This is a genomic window from Amycolatopsis sp. FDAARGOS 1241 (assembly GCF_016889705.1).
Classification (GTDB): domain Bacteria; phylum Actinomycetota; class Actinomycetes; order Mycobacteriales; family Pseudonocardiaceae; genus Amycolatopsis.
In genome coordinates this window covers 4,028,421-4,045,519 of sequence record NZ_CP069526.1, presented here as the reverse complement: position 1 = coordinate 4,045,519, position 17,099 = coordinate 4,028,421, and the positions used below count along the sequence as shown (strand labels likewise).

At 72.1% G+C, this 17,099-nt stretch carries 16 protein-coding genes and 2 pseudogenes; 10 read left to right on the top strand and 8 right to left on the bottom strand.

Annotation, left to right across the window (positions count from 1 at the left end):
• The first annotated feature begins 139 nt into the window (after positions 1-139).
• The 8 genes and pseudogenes from I6J71_RS19915 (at position 140) to I6J71_RS48440 (ending at position 7,652) form a co-directional block, all read left to right on the top strand.
• Positions 140-1,605: pseudogene (locus tag I6J71_RS19915) on the top strand (aldehyde dehydrogenase family protein).
• Positions 1,606-1,640: 35 nt separating this feature from the next.
• Positions 1,641-3,206 (top strand): amino acid permease, encoded by a 1,566-nt coding sequence (locus tag I6J71_RS19910; protein ID WP_204096081.1) that lies wholly within the window; start codon positions 1,641-1,643, stop codon positions 3,204-3,206.
• A gap of 14 nt (positions 3,207-3,220) precedes the next feature.
• Positions 3,221-4,879, top strand: coding sequence for a choline dehydrogenase (gene betA, locus I6J71_RS19905; RefSeq protein WP_204096080.1), 1,659 nt, complete (start codon positions 3,221-3,223; stop codon positions 4,877-4,879).
• A 211-nt stretch (positions 4,880-5,090) separates the two neighbouring features.
• Positions 5,091-5,417 (top strand): bifunctional 3-phenylpropionate/cinnamic acid dioxygenase ferredoxin subunit, encoded by a 327-nt coding sequence (locus tag I6J71_RS19900; RefSeq protein WP_204096079.1) that lies wholly within the window; start codon positions 5,091-5,093, stop codon positions 5,415-5,417.
• Positions 5,414-6,583, top strand: a complete 1,170-nt coding sequence (locus I6J71_RS19895) for an NAD(P)/FAD-dependent oxidoreductase (RefSeq protein WP_204096078.1) — start codon at positions 5,414-5,416, stop codon at positions 6,581-6,583. The genes I6J71_RS19900 and I6J71_RS19895 overlap by 4 nt, the downstream gene beginning before the upstream one ends.
• A pseudogene (locus I6J71_RS50850) lies at positions 6,522-6,713 on the top strand (LysR family transcriptional regulator); the annotation flags it as partial. The gene I6J71_RS19895 and the pseudogene I6J71_RS50850, both read left to right, overlap by 62 nt.
• A gap of 127 nt (positions 6,714-6,840) precedes the next feature.
• Complete coding sequence (locus tag I6J71_RS48445; protein ID WP_239155067.1) at positions 6,841-7,260, top strand: LysR substrate-binding domain-containing protein; 420 nt, start codon at positions 6,841-6,843, stop codon at positions 7,258-7,260.
• The gene (locus tag I6J71_RS48440) at positions 7,236-7,652 is read left to right on the top strand and encodes a hypothetical protein (protein WP_239155066.1); all 417 of its coding nucleotides are present in this window, start codon (positions 7,236-7,238) and stop codon (positions 7,650-7,652) included. Before I6J71_RS48445 ends, I6J71_RS48440 begins: the two co-directional genes overlap by 25 nt.
• 956 nt (positions 7,653-8,608) lie before the next feature.
• Here the strand turns inward: I6J71_RS48440 and I6J71_RS19885 are convergent.
• Positions 8,609-9,262 (bottom strand): AAA family ATPase, encoded by a 654-nt coding sequence (locus I6J71_RS19885; RefSeq protein WP_370542164.1) that lies wholly within the window; start codon positions 9,260-9,262, stop codon positions 8,609-8,611.
• A gap of 75 nt (positions 9,263-9,337) precedes the next feature.
• Here I6J71_RS19885 and I6J71_RS19880 point away from each other — a divergent pair, with 75 nt between their 5' ends.
• Complete coding sequence (locus I6J71_RS19880) at positions 9,338-9,802, top strand: GNAT family N-acetyltransferase (RefSeq protein ID WP_204096075.1); 465 nt, start codon at positions 9,338-9,340, stop codon at positions 9,800-9,802.
• Between the two features lie 114 nt (positions 9,803-9,916).
• Here I6J71_RS19880 and I6J71_RS19875 read toward each other — a convergent pair whose 3' ends face one another.
• Entirely contained in the window at positions 9,917-10,645 is a 729-nt protein-coding gene (locus tag I6J71_RS19875; RefSeq protein WP_204096074.1) for a S9 family peptidase, read from the bottom strand.
• Between the two features lie 9 nt (positions 10,646-10,654).
• The gene (locus I6J71_RS19870) at positions 10,655-11,863 is read right to left on the bottom strand and encodes an MFS transporter (protein ID WP_204096073.1); all 1,209 of its coding nucleotides are present in this window, start codon (positions 11,861-11,863) and stop codon (positions 10,655-10,657) included.
• A gap of 440 nt (positions 11,864-12,303) precedes the next feature.
• Here I6J71_RS19870 and I6J71_RS19865 point away from each other — a divergent pair, with 440 nt between their 5' ends.
• The gene (locus I6J71_RS19865) at positions 12,304-12,462 is read left to right on the top strand and encodes a hypothetical protein (protein ID WP_204096072.1); all 159 of its coding nucleotides are present in this window, start codon (positions 12,304-12,306) and stop codon (positions 12,460-12,462) included.
• Positions 12,463-13,038: 576 nt separating this feature from the next.
• Here I6J71_RS19865 and I6J71_RS19860 read toward each other — a convergent pair.
• From I6J71_RS19860 to I6J71_RS19840, 5 genes are all read right to left on the bottom strand, one after another.
• Complete coding sequence (locus tag I6J71_RS19860) at positions 13,039-13,473, bottom strand: L,D-transpeptidase (protein ID WP_204096071.1); 435 nt, start codon at positions 13,471-13,473, stop codon at positions 13,039-13,041.
• A 65-nt stretch (positions 13,474-13,538) separates the two neighbouring features.
• A complete protein-coding gene (locus tag I6J71_RS19855; RefSeq protein ID WP_204096070.1) occupies positions 13,539-14,099 on the bottom strand; it encodes an HD family hydrolase in 561 nt (186 codons plus the stop codon).
• A gap of 136 nt (positions 14,100-14,235) precedes the next feature.
• On the bottom strand, positions 14,236-15,117 hold the full coding sequence (locus I6J71_RS19850) for a carbohydrate ABC transporter permease (protein ID WP_204096069.1): 882 nt from the start codon (positions 15,115-15,117) through the stop codon (positions 14,236-14,238).
• Positions 15,114-16,052: a carbohydrate ABC transporter permease gene (locus I6J71_RS19845; protein ID WP_204096068.1), complete on the bottom strand. Its 939-nt coding sequence runs from the start codon at positions 16,050-16,052 to the stop codon at positions 15,114-15,116. The genes I6J71_RS19850 and I6J71_RS19845 overlap by 4 nt, the downstream gene beginning before the upstream one ends.
• A 1-nt stretch (position 16,053) precedes the next feature.
• Positions 16,054-17,097 carry an ABC transporter ATP-binding protein gene (locus I6J71_RS19840; protein WP_204096067.1) on the bottom strand — a complete coding sequence of 348 codons (1,044 nt, stop codon included), beginning with the start codon at positions 17,095-17,097 and terminating at the stop codon, positions 16,054-16,056.
• Positions 17,098-17,099: the final 2 nt, after the last annotated feature.

Genomic DNA, 17,099 nt, shown 5'->3' with positions numbered 1-17,099 from the left:
CGGCGCGGATGGCGGGTGCCGGCCTCGGGAGCTCGTTGTGGACAGGTGTACACGCTTAGCGTACAAATGTACGCACTTGGAGTGCCGCGCGTCACACGCAGCGTGGCAACCGGCTCCGCGAGCTGCTGGGAAAGGCCTGATGAAGGACCTCCACATCGACGGAATCTGGACCGAAGCCGCCGGCGAGGCGCACTCGGAAGTGCTCAACCCCACCGACGGCGAAGTGTCCGCCACCGCGTCGGTGGCAGGCCCCGCGGAGGTCGCCGCCGCCGTCACCGCCACTCGCCTCGCCTTCGACGGCGGGCCGCGGCGAAGAACGACCGCGCAAGATCGCGCGGATCTGCTCACCCGCCTCGCCGCACTGCTGCAGCACGACCGCGAGGAGCTGGCCCGCACCGAGACCCTCGACACCGGCAAGACGCCGGCTGAGGGCCGTATCGACGTCGACGACGTCACCGGCGTCTTCCGCTACTACGCCGCACTGGCGGCCCACGACGCGGGCCGCGTGGTCGACGCCGGCGACCCGCGCGCGATCAGCCGGATCGAGCACGAGCCGGTGGGCGTGTGCGCGCTGATCGCGCCGTGGAACTACCTGCTGCTGCAGGTGCCGTGGAAGCTCGCCCCGGCGCTGGCCGCCGGCAACACGACGGTGCTCAAGCCGAGTGAAGTCACCCCGCTCACCACGATCCGGCTGGTCGCTTTGGCCGGGAAAGCCGGCGTGCCGCCCGGGGTGGTGAACCTGCTGCTCGGGCCGGGGCCAGGTCGGTGCGGCGCTGGTGCCCGATCCCGGCGTGGACCTGATCTCTTTCACCGGAGGGCTGACCATCGGCGAGAAGATCATGGCCGCGGCCGCGCGCGGAGTCCGCCGTGTGGCGCTGGAGCTGGACGGCAAGAACCCCGACGTGGTGTTCGACGACGCCGACTTCGACACCGCGCTGGACTACGGGCTCGCCGCCGCGTTCGTCCACTCCGGACGGATCTGTTCGGCCGGCGCGCGGCTGATCGAGCAGGACGGCGTGCACGACCGCTTCGTCGACGAACTCGCGCCGCCCGAGCGGACCGGATCAGGCTCGGCTCCGGGCTCGACCCCGCCGGCGAAGCGGGCCCGCACGTGCCCGAACAGCACCGGGCCGAGGTCGAGCGGGCCATCGCCGGGGCGCTCGCGGCGCGCGCGACACTCGCCGGCGGCACCCGGCCGTCGAACCCGCTCTGCAGCGCGGGTTCTTCCTGCGCCCCACCGTGTTCTCCGGGTGCACCCGGGACATGGCGGTGGTGCGCGAGTAGGTCTTCGGGCCCGTCGTCGCCGTCGAGCGGTTCACCGACGAGGACGAGGCGATCACCCTCGCCAACGACACGGACTACGGGCTCGCGGGCGCCGGGTGGACCTCGGACGCCGGGCGCGCGCAGCGCGTCGCCGCGGCCGTGCGCCACGGCACGGTGTGGATCAACGACTACCACCCCTCCCTGCCACAGGCGAAGTGGGGCGGGTTCGGCCGATCCGGCATCGGGCGTGAGCTCGGACCGTCCGGGCCGGCCGAGTACCGCGAGACCAAACACGTCTACCACGACATCGATCCCGTTCCGCAGCGCTGGTTCAAGGGCTGAGCCGCTCCCCCGACCCCCACCACGAGGACGAATCCATGACGACACGATCCAAACCGGCAGGCGGGGACCACTCCGACAGCTCCGAACTGGAAAAGTTCGGCTACCGCCAGGAGCTCGAACGCTCGCTCGGCTCGTTCTCCAGCTTCGCCGCCGGGTTCAGCTACATCTCGATCATGACCGGGGTGTTCCAGCTGTTCTTCTTCGGCTTCGGCTCGGGCGGCCCGGCCTTCATCTGGACCTGGCCGCTGGTGTTCCTGGGCCAGCTGGCGGTGGCGCTGTGCTTCGCCGAACTCGCCGGGCAGTTCCCGCTCGCGGGCTCGGTGTACCAGTGGGCCAAGCAGATCGCGAAACCCGCGACCTCGTGGCTCGCGGGCTGGATCATGATCATCGGCGCAATCGTGACGGCCGCGGCCGTCGCCGTGGCCTACCAGATCATCCTGCCGCAGGTGTCCACGGCGTTCCAGCTCGTCGGCAGCGACTCCGACGCCGGGCTCACGTCCACTCCCGGCGGCGCGCAGAACGCGATCATCCTCGCGCTCGTGCTCGTGGTGTTCGCGACGATCGTGAACATCATCGGCGTCAAGCTCATGGCGAAGATCAACAACTTCGGCGTCGCCGTGGAGCTCGGTGCGAGCGTGCTGCTCGTGATCGCGCTCGCCGTGCACATCAAGCGCGGGCCCGGGATCGTCTTCGACACCCACGGCGCGGGCAGCGGGCAGTCGCTGGGCTACCCCGGGGCGTTCCTGGTCGCGTCGCTGATGAGCGCTTACGTGTTCTACGGCTTCGACACCGCGGGCTCGCTCGCGGAGGAGACCACGAAGCCGTGCCGGCACGCGCCGCGGGCGATCATCCGCGCGCTGACGGCGGCGTTCGTCGTCGGTGGGCTGATGATGCTGATCGGGATGATGGCCGTGGGCGACCTCAACGCCGACGAACTGTCCACGTCGGGCATGCCGTACCTGCTCAAGAGCACGCTCGGCACCGGGCTCGGCGACGCGTTCCTGGTCTGCTCGGCCATCGCCATCACGGTGTGCTGCCTCGCGGTGCAGACGGCCGCGATCCGCATGACGTTCGCGATGGCGCGCGACGGGCGGCTGCCGTTCAGCCGGCGCCTGGCGAAGGTGTCGCCGCGGTCGAAGACGCCGGTCGTGCCCGCCCTGATCACCGGCGGGCTGACCGTCGTGGTGCTGCTGATCAACCTCGGCAACCAGCGTGCGTTCTTCGTGCTCACCTCGACGGCGATCATCCTGTTCTACATCCCCTACCTCATGGTCACGGGACCGATGCTGGTGCGCCGCCTGCGCGGGCACTGGCCGCGCCCGGACCACGGGCCCTACTTCAAGCTGGCCCGCTGGGGCACTCTCGTGAACCTCGTGGCGGTGCTCTACGGCCTGGGCATGACGATCAACCTCATCTGGCCGCGGGCCGAGGTGTACGGCGACGACCACTGGTACTTCCAGTGGGGCGCGGTCCTCATCACCGCGCTGATCGTGGTGGCGGGCGGGATCCTGCTGTGGGTCAAGCGCCGCCAGTGGGCCGCCGCGCACACCAGCGACGAGCACTTCCCGGAGGAACCGGCCGCCGGTTCCGTGGCCGGCTGAGGGACGGAGGAGACATGAGTACCGAGACCTACGACTTCGTCATCGTCGGCGGCGGGTCCGCGGGCTGCGCGCTCGCGAACCGCCTTTCGGCCGACCCCTCGAACCGCGTGCTGGTGCTGGAGGCCGGGCGCTCGGACGCGAAGTGGGACGTGTTCATCCACATGCCCGCGGCGCTGACGTTCCCGATCGGCAGCAAGTTCTACGACTGGGGTTACCGCAGCGAACCCGAGCCGCACATGCACCGGCGCCGGATCTACCACGCGCGCGGCAAGGTGCTCGGCGGGTCCAGCAGCATCAACGGGATGATCTTCCAGCGCGGCAACCCGATGGACTACGAGCGCTGGGCGGCGGATCCGGGAATGTCCGAATGGGACTACGCCCATTGCCTGCCCTACTTCCGGCGCATGGAAAACTGCCTGGCCGACTCGCCCGAGGGCACCTGGCGCGGGCACGATGGTCCACTGGAGCTGGAACGCGGCCCGGCGACCAACCCGTTGTTCGAAGCGTTCTTCGCCGCCGCCGAGCAGGCGGGCTACCCGCGCACCGACGACGTGAACGGCTACCGGCAGGAGGGCTTCGCCGCCTTCGACCGCAACGTCCGCAAAGGACGGCGGCTCTCGGCCGCCCGGGCGTACTTGCACCCGGTGCTGCACCGGCCGAACCTCACCGTGAAGACCCGGGCCTTCGTGTCGCAGGTGCTCTTCGACGGCACGCGCGCGATCGGCGTCGAATATTCGCAGGGCCGAGGCGCGCCGGGCGAGGTGTATGGCAAGGAGATCATCCTGTGCGGCGGCGCGATCAACACGCCGCAGCTGCTGCAGCTGTCGGGCGTCGGCAACGCGGGCGAGCTGGCTCGCCTCGGCATCGACGTCGTGCGTGATCTGCCCGGCGTCGGAGAGAACCTGCAGGACCACCTCGAGGTCTACATCCAGTACGGGTGCAGGCAGCCGGTGTCGATGCAGCCTTCCCTGGCGAAGTGGAAGCGGCCGTGGATCGGCGCGCAGTGGCTGTTCCTGCGTTCGGGCCCCGCTGCCACCAACCACTTCGAAGGCGGTGGGTTCGTCCGCGGCAACGACGAGGTGACCTACCCCAACCTGATGTTCCACTTCCTGCCCGTCGCGATCCGTTACGACGGGTCGGTGCCGGCGGGCGGGCACGGCTACCAGGTCCACGTGGGCCCGATGTACGCCGACACGCGCGGTTCGGTGAAGATCACCTCGACCGATCCGCGCACGCACCCGGCGATCCGGTTCAACTACCTGTCCACGGAGAACGACCGCCGCGAGTGGGTCGAGGCGGTGCGCGTGGCGCGGACCATCCTCAACCAGCCCGCGCTCGACGCGTACAACGACGGCGAACTCTCGCCCGGGCCGAGCGTGCAGACCGACGAGGAGATCCTCGACTGGGTCGCGAAGGACGCCGAGACCGCGCTGCACCCGTCGTGCACGGCGAAGATGGGCGTGGACGAAAAGTCCGTCGTGGACCCGGGCAGCATGCGGGTGCACGGCACCGAGGGCCTGCGGATCGTCGACGCTTCCGTGCTGCCCTACATCACCAACGGCAACATCTACGCGCCGGTGATGATGACCGCCGAGAAGTCCGCGGACCTGATCCTCGGCAACACCCCGCTGGCGCCGGTCAAGCAGCCGTTCTACCGCCACCAGCAGGCGTAACCCCGCCTCCCGCAGACCCGTGCCCCGTCCGGCGCACGGGTCTGCGGTGTGCCCGCGGCACGGCGTGAAAATCCGCGGCGGCCGATCGGCGGGAACCCCTTGACGGTATCCTGGCACTCGCCGCAAACTTGTTGCGTATCGCGTTCTCCGTTCCTTCATACGCAACAGACGACTCACAACCCACACCCCGAACTCCTCCCCGGAGGCCCTGATGCTGCGCGCGTGCACGGTAGACGAACTGCCCCCCGGCGAATCCGTCCGGATTGCGGGCCCGGAGCCGATCGCGGTGTTCAACGCCGACGGCGAGCTGTACGCGATCGGCGACACGTGCAGCCACCAGGACGCTTCGCTCGCCGACGGCTGGCTCGAGGGCTGCTTCGTGGAGTGCCCGCTGCACGCGGCGCTGTTCGACCTGCGGACCGGGCTTCCGTCGTGCCTGCCCGCGAAGGAAGCCGTGCGCACGTACGAGGTCCGCGTGGAAGCCGGCGTGATCTACGTGCTGGCGGAAGCGGCAGGCCGCGCCGAGGACGCGGCGTGAAGTCGGTCGCGATCGTCGGGGCGTCGCTCGCCGGGGCCCGCGCCGCGCAGGAGCTGCGCGCGCAGGGCTTCGCCGGGCGGGTCGTCCTCGTCGGCGAGGAACCCCACCTGCCCTACGACCGGCCGCCGCTGTCGAAGGCGTTCCTCGCCGGCACCGCGGACCGCGCCTCGCTCGACCTGCTCGACGCCGACGACCTCGCTTCGCTCGACCTGCGGCTCGGCACGCGCGCGGAACGCCTCGACCCCGCCACCGGGCGGCTACTGCTGTCCGACGGCGAGCTGGCGGTCGACGGCGTCGTGCTCGCCACAGGCGGGCGGGCGCGGCGGCTGCCCGGGACGGACGGCATCGCCGGCGTCCACCTGCTGCGCACGCTCGACGACGCGCTGGCCCTGCGCGAAGAACTGGTGCCGGGCGTTCGGATCGTGATCGTCGGCGCCGGGTTCATCGGTGCCGAGGTCGCGTCGACCTGCCGCGCGCTGGGGCTCGACGTGACCGTGCTCGAAGCGCTGCCCACGCCACTCGAAGGCGTGCTGGGCCCGCAGCTGGCCGAAGCGTGCGCGCGGCTGCACGAACGCCACGGCACCGTGCTGCGCTGCGGCGCGGCTGTCGACGAGCTGCTGACCAGCGGCGGGCGCGTCACCGGGGTCCGGCTCGCCGGCGGCGAAGACCTGCCCGCCGACGTCGTGGTCGTCGGCATCGGCATGGTGCCCGCGGCCGAGTGGCTCGCGGACTCCGGCCTCGAGGTCGGCAACGGCGTGCACGTGTCCGCCGGGCTCGTCACCGCGCTGCCGAACGTGGTCGCCGTCGGCGACGTCGCCGCGTACACCTCGGCCGAAACCGGGCAACGCCACCGGCACGAGCACTGGACCAACGCGAGCGAACAGGCGGGCGTCGCCGTCGCGAACCTGCTCGCGGGCACGACCACCCGCCACTACACGCCGAGCGGCTACGTCTGGTCGGACCAGTATGCGGGCACGCTGCAGCTCGCCGGAAACCCGCGCCCGGACGACGAGGTCGTGTTCGAACTGGGCGGCCCGGACGACGCCGCGTTCGTCGCGACCTACCGGCGCGACGGCGCCACTGTGGGGGTCTTCGCGCTCAACAGTGCCAAGCTGTTCACGCGGTTGCGCCGGCAGGCGCTGCGGCGGCCGGCGCCCGTCGCCTGACGGGAAGGGAGCGCCGGCAACTGCAGTACTTCCGGCGGTCGTCGACCGCGGTGGCTTCACCAGCACGGCGCGCCGGCTGCACGCGGCGCAGCCATCGCTCTCGCACGCCGTACGCGGGCTGGAGAAGGAGCTGGGCGGGCTGCTGTTCCACTGGCCGGCCCACGGCGCCGCCCTCACGCCCGCCGGCGAGGCGCTCGTCGGGCCGGCCGGTCGGATCCTGCTCGACCTCAGCACGGCCGACGCGTCCCTGCGCGAAAGTGCTCGGCCTCGGCGGCGGGACGCTCGACCTCGCGTCGCAGCCCACGCTCGCCGTGGACCCGCCGGCCCGCCTGCTCGGCCGGTTCTACGCGCCGCACCCGTGGGGGTCCGTGCGAGTGCGGGCTCCGGAGACGGGCTTGGACGTCGTCGGCCGCGTGCGCGACGGGCAGACCGAGGTCGGGCTCGTCGAGTCCGGCGCCGAGACGGCGGGGCCGGCCTGCCGGGACCTCGCCGCCCAGGAGGGGTTCACGGTGCTGCCCGCGCACGCGCCTGCGCGCTCGCCACTGCCCGTGACCGAGCTCGCCGGGCTCGACGTCGTCGCGACCCGCCCGGCACCGCGACGCAGTGGCTCGTCGAGGAAGCGCTGCGCGGCACGGCCGAACCGCGGCTGGTCGTGGAGATCCAGCACCGCGCGATGATGGTGCCGCTCATGCTCGCCGGCTCGGGCGCGGCGTTGGTACCCCGAGCCATGGTCGAGGACGCCCGCCGCCAGGGCGCGGTGACCGTGCCGCTCGGCCCGCTCTGGTGCGCCGCGGCCGGATGGTGTGGCGGCCCGGGCGGCTCTCCCCTGCCGCCGAACGGTTCCTGGCCCTCACCGCGGTGGCGCGCGCTCGGCCGGCGCGTCGCCGAGCTCGCCGGCGGGCAGCGCGCCCAGGTGGCGCTGGGCGGCGCCCTGGCCCGGCGACCGGGGCTGGCCGTCGACGAGCCGGTGGCGAGCCCCGAACCGCTCGCGCGGCGCGAGCTGATGGGCGTGCTCATGGTGGCGAAGGCCGACCACGGCTGCCGCTCGCCGGTGACGTCGACGAGCTGATGACCACGCACACGGCGCTCACCGGCCTGTCGTCCACTGTGGACCACATCGGCGGCCGGGTGGTGGCCGGGGAAACCCGGGGAGCCGCACCGTCTCTGCTGGTGCCGGGGCCGCGGCCAGAACTGACCCGGGCTGGCGGGCCGAGCCGGTATCGCTCGAGACGCTGGTCCTGCACCGCCTCGCGACCGGTCAGGCGAAGGGGGCCGCCGCGTGATGCGGTCCTCCTGGCGCCAGGAGGACCGCGTCCGCCTCCCCGCTCTCGCCGCCCTGTTCGTGTTGCCGGCCGCGGGTCACGTCGGGATGGGGCCGGCACGTGCGGTTCGTTGCCCGCGGCCGATCAGCCCGGCTGCTTCGGCGGCGCATCCGATCCGCGGTGCGCGTGGCCCGGCTGATCGCCTTCGTGCACAACTACGGGCAGCCGCTGCTCCACGCTGCTGCCGCCCGCGCTCGGCAGCTTCCTCGGCACCCCGCTCGGGGCCGCCGAACTGGAGCACCACACCTACAGCTTCGCCGGGACCCAGTCGGTCACCCGGAGCCGCTGGCTCGGCTCCCGGCTGCTGCTCGGCGGCGCGTTCTCGGTGGCCCACGGGCTGGTGTTGGCGGCCACGCACGAGTGGTGTTTCGAGCCCTCGACGCCCGGCCGAGGGCTGGTGTCCGACGTTCGACGTCGGGCTCGCGTCGTTCCCGCTGACGTGCCTGTCCGGGTTCACACTGGGCGTCGCCGGCGGGGCGGTGTTCCGGCGGACGCTCGCGGGCGCGTGGTCGCTCGCCCGGGGTTCGTCCCGGTGGTCGTACTCACCGAGCAGACGCCCGCCGGCGATCTCCACGCCGGCACGGAGGTGTTCCGCGACGGCGCGGGCGCGATCGACGGCCACGACGAAAACCTCGCGCCGGCGCGGGTGCCGCGGCCGCCCGCGCCCGGCGTGGAACCCTGGACACGGTGGCGCGGGCCGGGTTCACCCGGCAGTACCCCGTGCAGCCGGCCGGCCGGTTCTGGTCGCCGCAGCTGTGCGGGTCCGGTCTGTTCGTGCTGCCGACCGCGGGCTGCGTGGCCCTGACCTTCTGGTGGGTGCGCCGGCGCCTGGCCTGAGAGCCAGCACGGCGTGCCGCGCGGCCGAGCGGGTGAGCACCTGGGCGCTGTCGAACCCCGGGGGCACCCGTCCGGCGCACAGGTCCTCGCGCACGGCCCGCGCTCTCGCCACGTGCCGGACGAACGACCGGCTCCGCACCACCCGCGCCCGGCGGCGCTGCCCCGCCAGGGCCTGGTCGGCCGTGGCGTCAAGCCACAGCAGCCGGGCCGGACGCCGGGTACCCGCGGCCACGGCGGTGAGCCAGCGCCGCGTCGACGACCGCGTGGCGGGTTCGTGCACCACGAGCGGGCCGCGGCGCAGGGCCGCGGACAGCACGATCCGCGCGCGGTGGCACAGGTGGACCACCGGCCGGTAGAGCCGGTACGGCACGGCGGCGGGCACGACCGCGTCGAGCCGCCGCCGCACCTGGTCGGAGTCGAGCACGCGCAACGGGCCGGCGGCGCGGCGGAGCATCGTCGTCTTGCCCGCGCCGGGCAAGCCGGCGACGACGAGCAGGTCCCGGCGTCCGAGTTCGATCACTGTGCGAACCATGCCGCGACAACGAACGGTCGAAAGTAAAGGTTCCTTTACCCTCGGCTGGGCCACGATGGATCCATGGACGACGTCGAGATCCGCCCCGCCCGTCCGGTCGAACTCGAAGCCGTCGCCGGGTTGCGGTGGCGATGGGTGGCCGAGCGCGACGGGCTCCCGGAAGAAGAACGCGCCGGTTTCGTCGATGCCTTCGCCGCGTGGGCCCACGACAACACCGCGACGCACCGGTGCCTGGTCGCGGTCCGCACCGGCACGGTGCTCGGGATGGGCTTCCTGGCGATCACGCCGCGAGCGCCGACGCCCGCGGCCGTCGCGCGGTCCTCCGGGGATCTCCAGTGCGTCTACGTCGTGCCGGAGGGCCGCCGCGACGGGCTCGGCGGCCGGCTCATCGACGCGCTCCTGCGCCTGGCCGCCGAGCTGGGGCTGGAGCGCGTCACCGTGCACTCGTCGGCGCGGGCCGTGCCCGCGTACGAGCGGCACGGGTTCGCGATGTCCCCGAAGCTGCTGCAGGTCAGTCCGGCCCGCTGAGCCCGAGGTCCCGCAGGATCTGCTCCGTTGGCGCCGGCCTGCACCGGCGTGCGTTCGAGCTCCGTGCGTGCGGTGCGCACGAACCCGATGGCGGGCAACGGGCACTCCACCGGATCAGCCGCGTTCCACAGTGGACAGTTTCGTGAGGGTGTCCACGAGGGACGTCCACGCGGGGCCGTCCGGCGCCACCACGTCGAAGTGCCCGGCCCCGGGGGCGACGAGCAGTTCCGCGCCGGTGTTCCCGGCGTACGCGCGTGACAGCTCCACCGGAAGGGCCGTATCACGATCGCCGTGCAGCACCACCACCGGCACGTCCGGCCGGCCGAGCGCTGCCGGGTCGGCGGCGGCGTAGCGCTCCGGGACGTCTTCGGGGCCGCCGCCGAGCAGCGCCGCGACGGTGCCGCCGGGCTCCCGCCGCGACGCGTCCGCCAGGTCGGCTACGGGGGCCAGCGCGACGACACCCGCGAGCGCGGCGACGCCGTGCGCGGCCCACAGCGCCAGGGTGCCGCCGGCGGAATGGCCCAGCACCACCGTTCGCGCGACGTCCACGCGGCCGGGCCGCTCCGCGTCGATCAGCCGCGGCAGGGTGGCCACGGCGAGGGCGACGTCGTCGAAGGTCGCGGGCCAGCCGCCGCCACCTCCGACGCGGCGGTACTCGACGTTCGCGACGGCGAACCCGTGCCGCGTCAGGGCGCGCACCACCGGGTCGAGGTAGGTGCGGTCGATGTCGGCAAGCCACGAGCCGCCGTGCAGCGCGAGGACGAGCGGGGCGGCGAGGTTCGGCGGAAACACGACGTCGGCGAGGTGATCGGGCTCGGGCCCGTAGCGCACGGCGAGGTCCATGCGGCCAGCCTAGGCCCGGACCAGCTTCGCGAGCCGCGGGACCAGCACCAGCGACGCGAGCGCCAGGCAGCCGCCGGCGACGATCGGCGCGCGGACCCCCGCCGCTGTCCCGAGCACGCCGCCCAGCGCGGCGCCGACCGGGATCCCACCCCAGCCGATCAGTCGGTACGCGCTGCTCACGCGGCCGCGCAGCTCACGCGGGACGAGCCGCTGGCGCACCGACACCGCCTGCACGTTCCAGACGACGATGCCGAAGCTGCCCAAGGCGTACATCGCGGCGACGAGCACCACCGACTTCGCCAAGCCGGCCACGACCAGCGCGACGCCGATCGCGGTGATCGCCACGGCGATCCGGGCGCCGAGCCCGAGCCGGGCCTTCAGCGGTCCCGCCGCGACCGACCCCACCAGCCCACCGACCGCGCCCGCCGCGAGCACGAGCCCGTAGCCGAACTCCGGCGCACGCAGCGTCTGCACGACGAGCAGGACCAGCACGGACGTCGCGAGCTGCACCGCCAGCGCGGCCACGGCGAGTTCGCAGGCGAGCAGGCGCAATCCGTGGTGGCCCCACAACCACCGCCCGCCTTCGGCGATGTCCGCGCGCATCGACGTCGTGCGCGGACGGAGCGCGCCGGGTCCGGCACGCACGGACCGCACCAGCAGCGCCGCGAGCGCGAACGACACCGCGTCCACCACCAGCGGCGCCCCGGCGGCGGCCGCGAAGAGCGCCGCCCCCAGCGGCGGCCCGAGGAGCTGCAGCCCGACCACCTGGCTGCCCTGCAGCCGCCCGTTCGCCGCGTCGAGTCCCTCGCCCGCCACAACGTCCGGCAGCAACGCCGTGGCGGCGTTGTCGAACACGGTCTCCGCGCACCCCACCACGAACGTCAGCGCGGCGAGCACCCACACCGGAGGCGGGCTCACGAACACCCACGCCGCCACCGCCGCGACCAGCGCTGCTCGGGCGGCGTCCGTGCGCCACATGAGCCTCCGCCGGTCGTGCCGGTCCGCCAGCGCCCCGCCGAACAGCGAGAACAGCACCCACGGCACCGACCCGGCCACCGCGACCGCGCTCACGGCCCCCGGCGTCGGCGCCACGGTCGCCGCGAGCAGCGGCAGCACCGCCACCCGCACCCCGTCGCCCAGCACGGACACCGAGGACGCCGCCCAGACTTTCGCGAACTCCCGCCCCAGCGCGGGCCGCTCACCCTGCTTCGCCGCCACCCGGCCATCCTGCCAGGAACCGGCGGCGGAGGTTCAGACCAGCGGCGGCCCTGCCGGCCCGAGTGACATACCACCGGTGCCCAAAGGATTACCGGCCGAGGGCAATCTCGCTTGCCCTCGGTTACCAAGACACACCTGCTACGGGTATGCCACGACGATGCCCGGCACCCGCGCCGTGACCGCGTCGTCGACCATGGTTTCCGCGCGCCGCAACGCAAACGTCAGCACCGCGAGCACGATCCCAGGCGCCGCGCATCGAACCCCACCACGACCAAGGCGGTTCGGCTTCCCCACCACCACGCGGCTCCGACTGCTCGCGCCGTCGGTTTCAGGGCCCCCGGCGAGTCAAGGCGCCGGGGCAGCTCCCGGGGATCTCGAGCGACCGGGCACCGCAGGTCGCAGACCGGGCGGTGCGCGGGCACGGGGAAGGCAACCTGATCATGAGCGCACTCCACGGGAGCGCGATCGCCACCCTGGTCGAACGCAGCGCCCGGTATGTGAGGCTGCTGCACCTGCCCCACGGCTACACCCCGACACTGGTCGGTGATGCTCGGATCGCGAAGATCGCGACACGCCTGAACAGTCGCGGCGATCGTTGAGCCGTGGCCAGGGCAGTGAGAAGCACCTGCACGGCCACGGCAACGGCAACGGCCACCAGCAGGCAGGCTACTTCTGCGACCCGCACGCGCCGTGGCAACGCGGATCCACGAGAACACCAACGGGCCGCCAGTACTTTCCCCAGGACACCGATCTCGCCGGCCACACCGCTGAGCACCTGGACGCGGTCGCGGCCGCGCTCAATGACCGCCCTCGGACGACCCTCGGCTGGGACAGCCCCGCCGAACGCAGGACACAACCACCCGATACCGGCACGATCAACAGTGTCACAAAGACCGCGAGAAACCGCCCACCCAAGGGGCTTCCCCGTCCATTTCCATCGGCCCCCACCGACAAAACCGCTTGGTAACTGCCAAGCCGGCTCAATCCTGCGGATGGATACGACCCCTATGGACAACCGGCAACTTGACTGGACACAGTAAGCGGAACCCGCGAGACGAGCACGCGATTTGCTTCGCCGCAGTGCGGCAACCCCAAACGCCAGGCCAGCGGCAGGGTTTCAGACCCGTGAACGACCCCGGGCTGCGAGACCGTCCGCCCCGCAGCCCGGCAACTCCCTACTTCACCACTTCCACCACGTCGCCCGGGTGAAGGGAGTTGTAGAACGCCACCGCGTCGGCGTGGGAGAGGTGGACGCAGCCGTGCGACTGCACTTTCAGGCTGCCCTGGTGGAACGCGACGCCGGTGGTCGTGAAGAAGACCGAGTACGGCATGGGGCCGTTGAACTGCTTGCTGTAGTGGTCGATGTCCTTGTACTGCACGCGGAACGTGCCACTCGGCGTCGGAAAGGCCGGTTTGCCCGCCGTGATGGGGACGCCGCCGCGGAGCACGGAACCGTGGTCCACCAGCCAGGCCGTGCCGGTGTGCAGCTGGACGCAGGCTTTCGCCGCGGCGCTGCACGGTGCCGTGGCCGCGCTCGCCTCACCCGCGAAGCCGATGGTGGCCGCGGCCGCCGCCGCGCCCGCCGCGAGCGCTGTGATCCTCCACTTCATCGCCTTGCCTCCCGTCTCTCACTGGGAGCATTCCCCGGTCGGCGATCTTCCAACCATCGTGCTACTCAGAGGGTGCGCCAAGCCAGCGGTGACAACGCCACCGCGGCTTCGGCCACGCGGCGCGCCGTGTCCGTGACCAAGCCCGCTCGCGCCGACGAAATCCATTCCTCCACTGTGGACACCCCCACCGCTCGGTACTCCAGCGCCTGCAGCAGCATTTCGAGCTTGTCGGCGTCCTTCGCGCAGCGGGCTTCCACCGTGGACCGGCCTTCGTATTCGGCCACGGCAGACCGCACGGCCGAACCCGAACGCGCGGGCAGCGCGGCCGTTTGATCAGCGGTGATCTTGCCCGGATCCGGTTTCACGAGGTACGGCTGCGCCGAATGCGGCAGGTCACCCGTGCGGGTCTCCTGCGTGTCGTGCCACAACGCGAGGAACGCCGCCCGTTCGGGCGACGCGCCTTCCTCGGCGGCCAGCACGGCGGCGAGCTGCGCGGCCCGCACGCTGTGCTCGGCCACCGATTCCGGGTCGCGCACGCCGGCCTGCCACCACCCCGTGCGGCGGACGCGCTTGAGCACGCCCAGTTCGTAGCCGAAGGCAGCCAGCGCGGTGGCTTCGTCAGCCATGTCTTCCCCACTCCCCGGGTCGGTGATCTCCGACGCCCAGCCTAGGCGCCGCCGACCTCGAAGCCCCGACCCAGCCGGGTTCCCGACGCCGGTCCGCGGCCTCGAAGCCGATCCGGGCCGGAAACCGCACCGCGCGTCACTCCTTGACCGCGCCCATCGTGAACCCGGCGACGAACCGGTCGAGGAACCAGGTGAACACCAGAGCGATCGGCACGGCCACCAGCACGGTCGCGGCCTGCAACGATTGCCAGAAGAACACGTCACCGCGCACCAGCTGGGTCGGGACGCCGGTGCTCACCGGCATCTGGTCCGTCGGCGCGACGAAGGCGAGCGCGTAGATGAACTCGCTCGCGGTCAGGGTGAACGCGAACACGACCACCGCGACGATGCCGGGGTACGCGAGGGGCAGGACGGCCCGCACGAACGCGCCCACCCGGCTGTATCCGTCGACCATGGCCTGCTCTTCGATGTCCTTCGGGATGTTCTTGAGGAATCCCATGAGCAGCCAGACCGAGACCGGAATGGTGATCGTGGGGTAGATCAGGACCAGCGACCACGTCGAGTCCTGCAGCCCGACCGCCACCACGATCCGCGTCAGCGCGAGGAACAACAGGCTCGGGGGCACGAGGTAGACGAGGAAGATGCCGATCGCCATCGCCCCGGACCACGGCCGGTCCAGCCGGGCCAGCGCGTAGGCGGCCGGCAGGCCGAGCACGAGCGTGATCAGCACGACCAGGATCCCGACGAGCAGGGTGTTCGCCACGAAGGTCAGGAACTCGGTGTCGGTGAACAGGTAGGTGACGTGGTCCGCGGTGGGCGGCCGGTTGAACACGAAGGGGTTGTTCTGCGGGTTGTACAGATCGCGGTTCTGCTTGAACGCCGTGATCAGGCTCCACAGGAAGGGCGCCGCGCAGCTCAGCGCAGCCACGATCGCCGCCAGGTACAGGCCCACCCGGGCGAGCACGTGCCGCCTGGCGTACCGCTGCCGCAGCCGGCCGGCCTCCTCGGCGGTGGTCATCGCACCTCGATCCGGCGCACCGCGCGCAGGATGAGCACCGCCGCGGCGAGCAGCAACGGGAACAGGAACAGCGCGATGACGGCGCCCTGGGCGACGTCGCCGCCGTCGATGCCGCGGTAGAACGCCCAGCTGGCGAGCACCTGGGTGGCGTCGTTCGGGCCGCCCCGGGTGAGCACGCGGACCACGGCCATGTCGGTGAACGTGAAGATCGCGCCGAACAGCGCGGCGACCGCCGCCACCGGGAGCACCAGCGGGATCGTGATCTCGAACATCCGCCGCCAGTACCCCGCCCCGTCGACCCGCGCGGCCTCGTCGATGTCCTTGGGGATGGCCATCAACCCGGCCATCATGATCACCGCGGCCAGCGGCGTCAGCCGCCAGACGTGGACCGCGATCACCGAGGCCATCGCCAGGCCCGGCCGGCCGAGCCAGTACACGTTCTCCGCCGGACCGAGCGCGCCGAACTGCCGCAGCATCCAGTCGATCGGCGAGTAGATGGAATCCAGCAGCCAGAGCCACGAGATCGACGACAGGGCCACCGGCGTCGTCCACGCCAGCAGGACGAGGAACCGGACCACCCATTTGCCGCGGAAGTCCGCGATGAGGATGTTGGCGAGCACCTTGCCCAGCACCACGATCAGGACCATCGAGATCAGGGTGAACACGAACGTGTTGCCCAGGGCCCGCCAGAACACGGGATCGTGGAAGACCCGCGAGAAGTTGCGCAGGCCGACGAAATCGAAGGAGGGGTCCCCGGCCGTCACGTCCGAGAACGCGAACGCGATGGCGAGCACGAACGGAACGCCCACCAGCGCAACGATGTAGACGATGCTGGGCAGCAGGAAACCCCACGCCAGCAGGCCGTCGCGGTCCGCCAGGCGGCGCCGCGCCGGGGCGGTCGCGGGGCTGGTGACCGTGTCGGTAGTCGTGGCCATCTCACCCACCGTCCACGCGGACCGGCTCGGCGCGTTGCCCGCTGGCGGAGTCGAAGAACCGCAAGCGCGCGCCGGGCACGGCGAACTCGTGTGTCTCGCCCACCACGATCGCGGTGTCCACTGTGGCCGGTAGCCGGGCGACCACCCTGGTGGGCTCACCGATCCGGGACACCGTGCCGTACACGTGCCGGTCGCCGGAGAGGTACTCGAGCCGCTCCACGGCCAGCGGCATCGTGACCCGCTCGCCGGCCGGGACGTTCTCGACCGGCAGCAGGTGCTCCGGGCGGAACCCGACCAGCTTGCCGTCGTGCGGGATCAGGTTCATCGGTGGCGAGCCGATGAAGGTCGCCACGAAAGTGTCGGCCGGATCGTCGTAGACCTCCACCGGAGGCCCGGCTTGGCGCACCTGGCCGGCGTTGAGCACGGCGATCCGGTCGCCCAGCCCCATCGCCTCGGCCTGGTCGTGAGTCACGTAGATCGTCGTGGTTCCCACGTCCTGCTGGAACCGCTTCAGCTCGTCCCGTGCGCTGGCCCGCAACTTGGCGTCCAGATTCGACAACGGCTCGTCGAGGAGGAACACCTGGGGATCGCGCACCAGTGCCCGGGCCAGTGCCACGCGCTGGCGTTCGCCACCGGAGAGCTGCCGCGGCTTCCGGTGCAGCAACGGGTCGAGGCCCAGGAGCTCGGCCGCCCAGCGGGCCTTGTCCTCGCGTTCCTCCTTGGCCATGCCCACGGCCCGGAGCGGGAACACGATGTTGGCCAGCACCGTCTTGTGCGGGTAGAGGGCATAACTCTGGAACACCATCGCGATCTGGCGCGCCCGGGGTGGCAGTCCGGTCACCACGTGCCCGTCGATCAGCACGTCGCCGCTGGTCGGCCGTTCCAGCCCGGCGATGGTCCGCAGCAGGGTCGTCTTGCCGCAGCCCGACGGGCCGAGCAGCACCAAGTACTCCCCGGCCGCAGCGGCCAGACTGACCTGGTCGATGGCGGGCCCGTGCGCACCGTCGAATTGCTTGACCAGGTCGCGAACCTCGACGACCGCCATCG